This is a genomic window from Polynucleobacter sp. MG-28-Ekke-A2 (assembly GCF_035012985.1).
Classification (GTDB): Bacteria; Pseudomonadota; Gammaproteobacteria; order Burkholderiales; family Burkholderiaceae; genus Polynucleobacter.
The window spans coordinates 103784-115741 of record NZ_JAYGQU010000003.1; the positions used below are offsets into that span (position 1 = coordinate 103784).

Annotated in this window: 12 protein-coding genes; all 12 read left to right on the top strand. The window is 40.3% G+C overall.

What is annotated here, in order from left to right; translation table 11 throughout:
• Nucleotides 1–63 precede the first annotated feature (63 nt).
• The 12 genes from VC188_RS03545 (at nt 64) to VC188_RS03600 (ending at nt 11649) form a co-directional block, all read left to right on the top strand.
• On the top strand, nt 64–558 hold the full coding sequence (locus VC188_RS03545) for a CatB-related O-acetyltransferase (RefSeq protein ID WP_323483050.1): 495 nt from the start codon (nt 64–66) through the stop codon (nt 556–558).
• A 5-nt stretch (nt 559–563) separates the two neighbouring features.
• Entirely contained in the window at nt 564–1760 is a 1197-nt protein-coding gene (locus tag VC188_RS03550) for a hypothetical protein (RefSeq protein WP_323483051.1), read from the top strand.
• Between the two features lie 50 nt (nt 1761–1810).
• The gene (locus VC188_RS03555; protein WP_323483052.1) at nt 1811–2968 is read left to right on the top strand and encodes an O-antigen ligase family protein; all 1158 of its coding nucleotides are present in this window, start codon (nt 1811–1813) and stop codon (nt 2966–2968) included.
• Between the two features lie 89 nt (nt 2969–3057).
• Nucleotides 3058–4161, top strand: a complete 1104-nt coding sequence (locus VC188_RS03560; RefSeq protein WP_323483053.1) for a glycosyltransferase — start codon at nt 3058–3060, stop codon at nt 4159–4161.
• Nucleotides 4162–4295: 134 nt separating this feature from the next.
• A complete protein-coding gene (gene wecB, locus VC188_RS03565) occupies nt 4296–5390 on the top strand; it encodes a non-hydrolyzing UDP-N-acetylglucosamine 2-epimerase (protein WP_323483054.1) in 1095 nt (364 codons plus the stop codon).
• A complete protein-coding gene (locus VC188_RS03570; protein WP_323483055.1) occupies nt 5387–6619 on the top strand; it encodes a glycosyltransferase family 4 protein in 1233 nt (410 codons plus the stop codon). Before wecB ends, VC188_RS03570 begins: the two co-directional genes overlap by 4 nt.
• Nucleotides 6620–6676: 57 nt before the next feature.
• Entirely contained in the window at nt 6677–7270 is a 594-nt protein-coding gene (locus VC188_RS03575) for a sugar transferase (RefSeq protein ID WP_323483056.1), read from the top strand.
• Nucleotides 7267–7905: an acetyltransferase gene (locus VC188_RS03580; protein ID WP_323483057.1), complete on the top strand. Its 639-nt coding sequence runs from the start codon at nt 7267–7269 to the stop codon at nt 7903–7905. The genes VC188_RS03575 and VC188_RS03580 overlap by 4 nt, the downstream gene beginning before the upstream one ends.
• 15 nt (nt 7906–7920) lie before the next feature.
• Nucleotides 7921–9156: a DegT/DnrJ/EryC1/StrS aminotransferase family protein gene (locus VC188_RS03585; RefSeq protein WP_323483058.1), complete on the top strand. Its 1236-nt coding sequence runs from the start codon at nt 7921–7923 to the stop codon at nt 9154–9156.
• 53 nt (nt 9157–9209) lie between these two features.
• Nucleotides 9210–10145: an ATP-grasp domain-containing protein gene (locus tag VC188_RS03590; RefSeq protein WP_323483059.1), complete on the top strand. Its 936-nt coding sequence runs from the start codon at nt 9210–9212 to the stop codon at nt 10143–10145.
• Between the two features lie 510 nt (nt 10146–10655).
• Entirely contained in the window at nt 10656–10838 is a 183-nt protein-coding gene (locus VC188_RS03595) for a hypothetical protein (RefSeq protein ID WP_323483060.1), read from the top strand.
• 19 nt (nt 10839–10857) lie between these two features.
• Nucleotides 10858–11649: a PqqD family peptide modification chaperone gene (locus VC188_RS03600; RefSeq protein WP_323483061.1), complete on the top strand. Its 792-nt coding sequence runs from the start codon at nt 10858–10860 to the stop codon at nt 11647–11649.
• Nucleotides 11650–11958 lie beyond the last annotated feature (309 nt).

Sequence of the window (11958 nt, forward strand, 5' to 3'; positions counted from 1 at the left end):
TTTATTCTTGCAAGGAATATTTTTTTTAATTTTGTCAAAGCGATTTACTTTATGTTGGGATGGTTGAAGGCATCCTTTCAGGGGGTAGAGCTTGGTTTTGGCGCAAGAATTAGCCCTTTTTCCGATGTTGGTAAATCTGCTTATTTAGGAGATGTAACTATATGTAAGGGGGTTTTTTTGGGCAAGGGAACATATATTAATTCTGGAATAATTTCTTCGGGAAAAATAGGAGACTATTGTTCTATAGCTTACGGAGTTCTAATTGGCCCCCCTGAACATAATCCTGACTCTTGGACAATGAGCCCTAATTATGCTGTTGCAAATGGATTTTCTTCGAAAATTACGGATCTTAATAAATCAGCCCCAATAATTGGAAATGATGTTTGGATTGGTGCTCATGCAATTATTCTAAGGGGTGTCAAAATTGGTAATGGTGCAGTAATAGCGGCTGGCGCAGTTGTTACCAGGGATATTCCTGAAAACCAGATATGGGGAGGCGTACCAGCCCGATTTATAAGAAATAGAAATATAAATAATAGACCTGACCTAAAGACCTAAACTGCATGAGATTTAGAAATCAAATAGCTCTTACCATGTTAATACAGGGGGTAGGCGCCTTGGCGATGCTAGCCGCTACTTTAATGATCGGGTTAAGTCTTGGACCAGCTCAGCAAGGTAAATTTTCACTTGTAAGGGCAGAGTTACAGTTTATCGGCGCTCTCTGTTTGTTTGGTTTACCGCAGGCTATCTTTTATTTTAGCGAATCCAATAGATTAGAGCGCAAAAAAGTTTACCTATTAGTTGGGGGCGTGGCAATAATTACTCTCATAGTTGCATTTTTTTATTCGTTGCTGACGTATGGTGAAGAGATTTCATATGCGATGATCTTTGCTCTTGCGGTATCAATTTCCAATATATATGGAGTGCTTCGTGGGGCGGTATTGGCACACTCTAGTACAAGGTATTTTAATCTAGTAAGTGCTGCACCACAAATCATTGTATTATTTTTTATAATTACCATTATTCCATATATCAATGAATTCCAGGATTGGCAGATAGCATTTATTTTTTTATCTTCGGCTGCCATCAGCGCTGTGTTTACGTTCATTGTGGTTAATAGGAGAGTAAATTTTCCGGTTTTTGGGATGTCGGTAGAAGTTAATGAAATAGTAAAATACGGTGCAGGCGCCTGGTTGACCGCAGTTCTTCTTGGGACCTCTAGTTTTTTTTGGCTAAAATACATAGAAAACTCATTAGGAATTACCGCTGTAGGTATTTTTACAATGGGTTTGATAGCAATAAATTTTATTCTCACACCACTTAATCTTGGTTTGCCGCTACTATTTAAGCGCTGGACCAATAATATTTCCAACAAAGACAGCCTTAAATCAACTCTGATATCAGGGGTTGCTGTTTTTATTGCGGTGGCGACGATTCTCCTTTTAACTAATTTCATGCCTAAATTGCCATTTTTGGTTGCTTATTCATCGCTCGAGCAGTTTAAATGGATTTTTGGCATGACTGCAGTTGCCGAAGTAATGCTCCGTTTAAGTGGTGTTGCGGGAAATGCTATGGGATTACCTGTGATACACACGCTTGCAGAGGCTACAAGAGCTTTATCTTTGGCGGTGTTTTTTTTGTGGGTTGATCAAATCACCTTGTTGCTAATTATCAAAGGATGGATGTTTGGCGCAATTATGGCGGTCGCTGCATCGATATTTTGTATGCTTTTTATTCGATCCAAGAAAAGCCTCATCTGAAATTTAATCATGATCGATATTTTGCTCTTGACTCAAAAAAATTGTGCCCAATGAAGCAAATGCGACTATCCATTTTTTTATATTTGCCGCTTGCTATCTCCATTCTTAGTCTTCATGAGTCTGGAATAATATCCATGTTTGGATATATAGCCCTATATTTTCTGGTAATTTTTGCTATCTTATTACAGTTTTACTCATTTAAAAATACTAAATTTTTATACCGATGCTACGGAATTAGTTATTTAATGATTTTCTTATATGCCTTATCCAATATTATTAGTGATCCAAATTTAGATAATTCATTGGGACTTGTGCAGCGATTACTACAATTAATTTCGGTAGTTAGTATTTTACATATTGGATATGTTTTTGGAAGTGGGCTAGATGGAGACTATGAAATAGTTGTCTACAGAAAAATATTTTTACTCACCATATTTTTTGTATCTGCTATATTTTTTTTAATTTCAATTTTTGGCTCAGATTTTAAAAACAAGAATCCTTATGGAGCATGGTTGGCAATAGCCGGTTTAATTTCTTTGGGTAACTTCAATAAAAAAAAATCCATTGGAGTATTTGCTATTATCCTTTTATTAATGCTGGTAAATTCTGGTTCTAGAACTGCGTTAATTTCATTCTCTGGCGGACTATTTGTCTACTATATTTGGCCATATTTATGCGCTAGAAGGAATTTATATTGGGCAGTACTTCTGAGTTCTTTTATCCTAAGCTATCTTATAATCAACTTTACGTTCACTAGTTTAGGCCAAATTTGGAATTTAAATCTAATATCCCAAGATTTATCGGGTAAAAATTTTAATTCTGGTAGGGATATTATCTGGCCCGTAGCATGGGAGTTAATTGTTGAAAAACCCTGGCTTGGGCGAGGTGGTGGAATTCAATTATCTCACTTAAGTGATTTTGATCTGTCCACTCATAACTTCTATCTCCAGATATTGTTGCAAGTAGGGTTTGTGGGGTTGACGTTTGTTGTTTTATTTTTTCTGTCGCTTTGGCAGAAATTTTGGGAAGCTCGATATAGCTCATACATTAGATCGGCTGCGAGTATTTTTTTTGCCATGCTCTTATCTCAAAATTTCGAAGTTTTTATTTTGCAAGGTAATATCGCGGTCAGTTGGCCGATGTGGATGTTTGTCGGGTTAGCTTTTGGGTCGTCAGCTAATAGTAAATACTTTATAGCTACTCGATAATTCAGTTTAGCGCCTTATTTTCAAACATTTAATTTGCATATATGTTATGTCTTATTATTTAGTGATAATTTTTATGGGCTTTTAATAGAATGAAAATTGTCTTACTTGCATCTGCTAACTCTATACATACCCAGCGTTGGGCAATTTCGCTTTTAGAGTTGGGCCACACGGTAACTCTGATTACTCAGCACGATTCATTCGACTGGAATTTTCCTCCTAACTTAAGGGTGATTAAACTTCGTTTTAGAGGGAGTTTGGGCTACTTCCTAAACTCATTTGCGCTTAGATATCATCTTGAGGTATTGCAACCCGATATATTAAATGCCCACTATGCTAGTGGATATGGCACGATGGCCTCCCTTGTTCGCTATTGCCCAACTTTAGTTTCTGTTTGGGGGGGGGATGTATTTGATTTTCCCTATCAATCAAAATTTAAAGGGGAATTAATTCGCTGGAACTTACGCCGTGCAAACGCGGTCGCATCTACAAGTAAGGTGATGGCCAATCAAGTTTCAAATCTTACTCCTGAGCTAACTTCAGCACATATAACCCCTTTTGGAGTCGACTGCACTAAATTCTCACCGCTTGATAATAGGAATAACCAGTTTATTACTGTTGGCATTGTAAAGACGCTAGAAAAAAAATATGGTCTTGATATTTTGATTAGAGCCTTCTCGCTGCTTTTGGGTGATGCTATGGTGGCTAAACTAGATCGCATCCAACGCCTAAGGTTAGTTATTGCTGGAAGCGGTAGCGAAAGAAAGGCGCTTGAGGCTCTGGTTATGGAGCTTGATCTGGTCAATCGAGTTGAATTTTTGGGGCATATTAAACATCAGTCTGTTCCAGAGATTCTCCAAACATTTGACGTCTTTGTTGCGCCAAGTCGGCTTGATAGCGAGAGTTTTGGCGTGGCCGTTATAGAGGCAAGTGCCAGCGGTTTACCGGTAATTGTTAGTAATGCTGGTGGTTTACCTGAAGTAGTAATTAATGGAGTTACTGGCCTAGTAGTACCAAGAAATAATCCAAAAGGACTAAGTGATGCTCTGCATTTATTGGTTTTAGACCCTACTCTGCGACTGAATATGGGCGAAAGGGGGCGAAAGCATGTCTTGAATTGCTATGAATGGAATCATTGCGTTGACAATATGGTCTCCGTCTATCATAAGGTTATAGGTAGCGCTAAGAGTAAATAAATTATGACACCAATCTACATTAATTTTTTATATAGCCACTTAGTTTCTCTCAGTGCCTTTGATCAATTAAGCATTTAGAAGGTTTAATACCATCATGTTTTTTACTGATTAAAGTTAAAATTTGATAAATTTTTATGAAAAAAATTGTAACTATATTGGGTGCTCGCCCACAATTTATTAAGGCAAGCGTCGTATCTTACGAGATAGCAGGGATCCCATCTCTTTGTGAGGTGGTTGTTCATACTGGCCAGCATTTTGATGAAAATATGTCGGATATATTTTTTTCCGAGCTTGGAATGAAGCCGCCAGATTATTTTCTTGATATACACGGTGGGACCCATGGAGTAATGACGGGTCGAATGCTTATTGAAATCGAACGGATACTTCTAATAGAAAAGCCAGATCTAGTTCTTGTTTATGGAGATACAAACTCAACTCTGGCTGGAGCGTTAACTGCAGCAAAACTTCACATACCTGTAGCTCATATTGAAGCTGGGCTAAGAAGTTTCAACATGAAAATGCCTGAGGAGATTAATCGCATTCTAACTGATCGTATTTCTAAATGGCTATTTTGTCCTAATTTTGTATCATCTGAGCATCTTCGCCGAGAGGGCTTTGACGAAGCCAAAATTATTCCAGTTGGTGATGTTATGTTTGACGTAGCACTTCACTTTGGCTCGCGCGTTTCTGAGCAGGGGGGGGCACTAAATAAGTTTGGCTTACTGCCTAAAAAATATATTTTGACAACTATACATAGGGCTGAAAATACTGATAACCATAAAAGATTATTGGTCATAGTTGATGCCCTATCTGAGATCTCTAAGTCAATTCCTGTTGTTTGGCCCATTCACCCCCGTACTAGGGCAATCCTAGATCAATTGGGTCTTATGGATCGAGTTGGAAAGAGTTTGATGCTAATCAATCCTGTCGGTTATTTGGATATGGTTCAGCTTGAAAAGTATGCTGCATTGGTTGCAACAGATTCTGGAGGGGTTCAAAAAGAGGCTTTCTTTTATCGGGTTCCATGTGTGACTTTGAGAGATGAAACGGAGTGGGTAGAGTTGGTTGAATCTGGCTGGAATTTACTTGCCCCACCATTGAACTGTAAAGAGATTGTAGATGCAATTCTTTTTTGTTTAGTTAGCCGAGGCAAAGAAATATCGCCTTATGGAAATGGAAAGGCTGCAAAGCTAATCGTGGATAAGCTAAATGGTGATCTATATAAATGAAGCACGTTTGGATTCTTAATCATTATGCGCAGCAACCATCATCAGCTGGCGGAACTCGACATTTTCACCTTGCCGAGCATTTAAAAGAGTATGGCTGGAGTGCAAGCATCATTGCTGCAAGCGTTGAGCATCAAACCGGGCTTCAAAGGTTGCGAAATGATGAAAATCATCGCATTGAGTTCTATAAGGGCGTACCTTTTTTATGGTTGAAAACACCAACTTATAGTGGAAATAAATTGTGGCGAACTTTAAATATCGCTACATATTTTCTTCAAGCCCTTAGGCCTAATATAACTAAACAGTTGACTTCCCCTGATGTCATTATTGGGTCAAGCGTACATCCCTTGGCAGCTTTAGCTGGAATGATTTTGGCTCGAAGGCACAGAGTACCATTCATTTTTGAGGTGCGCGATTTATGGCCGCAGACCCTAATTGATATGGGGCGACTCAAAGAATCATCCGCCTTAACTTGGGTTTTGCGCAAAATGGAGTTGCTACTTTATAAGCGAGCAGCGCGTGTGGTGGTTCTTTTGCCGCGCGCCTGGGAGTATATTGCCCCACTTGGCATTTCCAAGCGGAAGATAATTTGGGTGCCCAATGGGGTTGACCTTGCAATGTTTCCTCAGCCTGCCGATCCTTTATCTTCGGATGCCTTCTCCCTCATGTATTTTGGGTCACATGGTCAGGCTAATGGGCTGGATAACATCCTAAGGGCTATGAAGCTTGTACAAGAGTCGCCAGATGGTCATAGCATTTCCTTGCGTATGATTGGCGATGGCCCGCTTAAGCTCGCATTGATGGCCCTTTCCAATGAATTAAGCTTAAAGAATGTAATTTTTGAACCTCCAATATCCAAAAATCAGATACCGTCACTGGCTGCTGAGGCCCATGCCTTTATTTTTAACTTGATTGATGCGCCTGTATTTAAATACGGCATCAGTTCAAATAAGTTATTCGATTATATGGTTACCGAGCGCCCAATTATTTTTAGTTGTAACTCTACAAATAATCCTATTAGTGAAGCCCATGCAGGGCTCACAGTTTCGGCAGATAATCCAAAAGCTTTAGCACGGGCCATTCTAAAAATAGCTACTACCCCACTTGAGGAGCGTAAAAATATGGGTCGTTCCGGGCGCAACTATGTTGAGAAGAATCATGGATTCGCCCAGCTTTCTGAGAAATTGGCAGCAGTCTTAAATGAGGTTTTGGCTGAAAAGCATCGCAAATGATCTTGGACAACTTTACATGCAATTAATTGTGTCGTATTTCAATAATTGAACATTGCCATGAAGCGCCTATTTGATCTTCTCGTCACGACATTGAGCTTGTCATTGCTATTCTTGCCCTTGTTGATCCTAGGCTGCCTGATTGCGTATAAGCTGGGTAGACCGGTATTGTTCCGTCAATTGCGACCTGGTTTGCATGGGCGAATATTTATGCTGGTTAAATTCCGTACTATGACTGAAGCATACGGTCCTGATAAGCTGTTATTAGCCGATAGCAATCGCCTAACATCCTTTGGTCATTTTTTGCGTTCCACCAGCTTGGATGAGTTACCTGAACTTTGGAATGTACTTAAGGGTGAGATGAGTCTAGTTGGCCCACGCCCTCTATTGGTTGAATATCTTCCTCTATACAGCCCTCATCAGGCTCGCCGTCATGAGCTTCGTCCTGGAATTACTGGTTGGGCTCAAGTAAATGGGCGCAATACTTTGAGCTGGGAAGAAAAGTTTAATCTGGATGTTTGGTATATTGACAATCAATCGCTATGGTTAGATATTAAAATTCTCATTATGACAATAAAAAAAGTGATTCTTCGGGATGGCATCAGCGGTGCTGGTGAGGCTACCATGAGTAAATTTACTGGCAGTAAATCATGAAGAAGTTAGCCCTCTTAGGTGCTAGTGGTCATGGGAAGGTAGTGGCTGATATGGCTGAAGATCTGGGTTGGAAAGAAATCTATTTCTTTGATGATGCTTGGCCGAAAATTCGTGAAAACTCTCATTGGCAGGTTGCAGGTGATACTAGTGCATTACTTTCTAGAATTCACGAATTTGACGGAATTATCGTAACTATTGGAGATTGCTTTATTCGATGGTCAAAGCAACTGCAGCTCCAAAATTTAGACGCTACTCTTGTATCTCTGGTGCATCCCCAAGCAGTTGTCAGTAAGCATGCTGAGTTGGGCGTTGGCTCTGTAGTGATGGCCGGGGCTGTTATTAATGCTGAAGCTGCGGTAGGCGACGCTTGCATTATTAATACTGGATCTACAGTAGATCATGATTGCGTGCTGGGTAATGGCGTGCATGTTAGCCCAGGAGCCCATCTTTCTGGTGATGTTACGGTAGGAGGATGCTCGTGGATTGGCGTTGGTGCTTCTATTCGTCAAGGCATCACTATCGGCTCATCCGTGGTTATTGGGGTGGGTGCAGTGGTGGTTAAGGATCTCAGTAATAATTCAATTGCTTATGGGAATCCAGCTATTGCTCGCCCATTCAATCCTTCTCGCTCTTAGGAATACCCCTCGGTAATGTTAAATACCCCGTTCTCACCATGGCCAAGTTTTACTGAAGAAGAGGCCTTGGCTATTCAGAAGGTTCTTCTCTCAAATAAGGTGAACTACTGGACCGGAGATGAGTGCCGTCAGTTTGAAACTGAGTTTGCCGTATGGTCTGATACAAAATATGCCATTGCTTTGGCCAACGGAACTTTGGCACTCGAGTTGGCGCTTAAGGCCTTGGATATTGGTCCGGGCGATGAGGTTATTGTTTCTCCTAGGACATTTATTGCCTCTATTTCCTGCGTGGTTGCAGTGGGAGCAACCCCAGTCTTTGCTGATGTTGATCCCGAGAGTGGGAATATTACTGCTCAAACTATTGCTCGCGCCTTAACTAATAAGACTAAGGCTGTGATTTGTGTCCATCTGGCTGGCTGGCCTTGTGACATGGATCCCATTATGAATTTAGCAAAAACTCATAACCTAAAAGTCATTGAGGATTGTGCGCAAGCACATGGAGCTAGATATAAAGGTAGATCAGTTGGCTCTATTGGTGATATTGGTGCATGGTCATTTTGCCAAGACAAGATTATGACTACCGGTGGTGAAGGTGGCATGGTCACTACCAACGATGAGGCTGTATGGGCAAAGATGTGGTCCTATAAAGATCATGGAAAAAGTTACCAAGCCGTGTATCAAAAAAAACATCCACCTGGATTTCGGTGGCTGCATGAAAGTTTTGGTAGCAACTATCGGATGATTGAAATTCAGGGCGCCATCGGTAGAATTCAATTGAAGAAAATGGCTGAATGGACGAGATTGCGCAATGCTAATGCCAGATCTCTTCAATCTGTTGCACAAGAATTTTCGGGTAAGGATGGCCTTGTAAGGGTGCCAAAGTTTAAGTGTGGATCTTGTTCTGCCCCTATCTCTGAGCAATGTTCTCAAGGGTGTATGCATGCTCAATATAAAGTGTATTTTTATATTCAGCCTGAGAATTTAGCTGAAGGCTGGTGCAGGGATCGCATCATTGAAGAAATAAATCAACGTGGAATTCCTTGTTATCAAGGATCATGCTCGGAAGTATATTTAGAGAAGGCTTTTGATGGAACAGGACTTAGACCCGAAGAAAGCTTGCCTAATGCCAAGCAATTAGGCGATACCAGCATTATGTTTCTCGTGCATCCTACGCTGACTAATGAAGAAATTCAATTAACGCAAAAGGCTATGAGAGAAGTGTTTCTTCTGGCATCTAAAGCTCATGTTTAAAAAATAATGATGTTTATTAAGACTCTTTCATCATTAACTCTGATAAAAAAATAGTGCGCCAAGATTCTTTAAATGTTTTTGGCATTGGTAAACGCAATGCTCTCTTGGAGTTGCTTAAAGCTGAATGTAATGACGCGAATATTAGCTTGAATGGTTATGATGCTTCCCCCTATTGTCCGGCTGCCAATGCTGTTCAACCCAATTTTTTTGTTGTACCCCCAGCCAAATCATCAGAGTATCTAATGTCCGTAGAGAATCTTTTACAAGAGCACCAATCGATTGGACATTTTTCAATCATTGATCCAGAGATACCAGTGCTTGGCCAATTAGAGCGGAAGGGCGTCTTGAGCTCTCAACTTTTAAATTCCACCTATTCGACCGCAATCATTTGTGAAGATAAATTTTTGTTATTTAAGACTTTGAATGATTTCGGTATAGGTGTTATATCTACAAGCACTTCCCCGGAATTTAACTATCCTTATATTTTTAAGGATAGATTTGGCTCTGGTGCCAGTGGTTTTTCGGTAATTCATAGCGAGGATGTTGTACGCGTGGCTAAGGGGGGGGATCTGATATATCAGCCTTATTGCACCGGGGAGCATTATTGTGTTGATGCGTACTTTTCGATATGGACAGGCAAGCTGATTGATCTTTGCGCAAAAGAAGTGCTTTATAAAAGCAATGGGGAGTCCTATACATTGAGATCCCAATCTCCAGGGGAATTTATTAATCTCTTGAATCAGGTTGCTGCTGTTTTACCCTTACGCAGTATTGTGAATTTTGATGTTTATAGGCACGAAGATGGGTTGGTTGTAATGGATATTAATTGCAGGATCGGTGGAAATTACCCGGCATCACATCTGTTTGGCTGTAACTTATTAAAACCGATGATTACAGAGCTCATTTCCAAATCTCCTGTATTACCAAGCCATACAAGCTATCTAGAAAATAAAACAATTTCTAAGTACCTAGCATTCACATCGCTTTAGGCAGACTATGGCTTTATTAGGGTCTTTAGATCTAGCAATGCTTACTGCGTATGATCACCGAAATGACCACCCATTCCTGTTCAAAAAACCAGAAGTTGCGGTTCAAAATGACCATGAATTGCCGGGTTGAAATCAAGGGCTTAAGCAGACATTTGGGTTAAGTTGGAGAAAGGTGGAAATCATCTAGAAGCGGCCTTGTGTAAGCGCTGAAACATTCCTTCAGAAATTATTAGTGCTTTAGGGCAAAAATGCATATAGAATGTTTCATCCCTTGCCATTAATTGAGATGATCATGGATCAACATTTGAAGCATTCCAGCGAAAGTCAATCTTTCCACCCACCCGAAAATCAAACAGCGGACACTAGAAGGGAGGCCTTGCGAAAAATTGCTAAGTACTCTGCTTATACTGCACCAGCTCTCCTTGCGGCCTTGAGTGGAAAAGTAAGCGCTGCCAGTTAATGTTGCACTGCCTTAACATTTCCTTTCAATCTTTTACTAAAGTATATCACATGAATAAAAAAATATCAGAAGAGCTATCGCCAATTCAAGTTAATCGCCAAGATGAAGATGACAAGCAATCAAATTCCGCAATGGGCCGTAGGAAAGCTTTGGCTAAAATTGGGAAATTTTCAGCCTATGCAGCACCAGCAACTATTGCGATCTTAAACAGCAAAGCTGCACACGCCAGCTAATTTTTGGCTCGTTGTTATAGTGGAGAGACTCTATGATTCAGCATCGCTTAGAGCATGGCTAATTGAAGATCACTTAATTACTGCCCAATTTCCAAAGCCTGAACTTCAAGTTTGGAATCCAACAGCCTCAGCCCTGTGGCTTTTATTGCTTGATGGGGGGTATAAGCTTGAAGATCTTGCAAGCCAAATAAGTAAATTGTTTGCAATTTCCTCACCTGCTATAGAAATACAAGTAAATGCCTGTCTTAGTGATTGGGTTCAACGAAATTGGGCTCAGTTAGATAATGAGGGGAGATATTCTATCTCCTCAAAAATTTCAGATTCCACCTCCCTGATTTGTTACGTAGACACCCCGGAAGATTCCGTAGTCATATTTGATAAAAATTACTTTCTAAATGATCATTCCTTTCGCCTTAGAGTTAGGGCGTTCGACAACTCTCGACATCATCCTTTTTTAACTCGCCTAACAGCGATTACGCAGGGATTTTTTGAGTCCTCTATTGATCATAAATCCCAATTAGATATAGTAATTGATTCTGAATGTATTTTTGTTGGTGAGAATTCTCAGGGATATAAAAAATATCAAGACTCGGCGGAAGCACTCAATAACTGTATCCAGTATTTTTTAAAAATTTCCGCAGGTGAAACTGCCCACTTCATTACATTTCATGCAGCTGCGCTTGGACGAGAAAATGGGCTGTTGTTTTCGGGGATTTCAGGTGCTGGCAAGAGCACTTTGTGTGCTCTACTTGCTCAAAAAGGTTGGCGCTATTATGGTGACGACCTAGTTGGCCTTTCAGTCAATTTTTAGGACGAAGGTCATTTGGTGCCTCTACCCTCCGGGGTTAGTATTAAGGCTGAAAACTGGGAATTAATATCGAATCACTACCCAATTCTTCAAAATCTTAAAACAGTCACTTACGGAGGGAAGGTTGCTCGTTATCTACCTTTACCCCACTCGTATCATGAGAGTAATAAAGCAATTCTTATTAAAGGAATTATTTTCCCAAGATATGAAAAAAATGCAAAAACTACCTGCTACCCGATCACAGCAGTTAATGCCTTAATTAAGTTAGTTGAGTCTGGAGTTTCACTGCATACTCAAATGAGTCTAGATGAG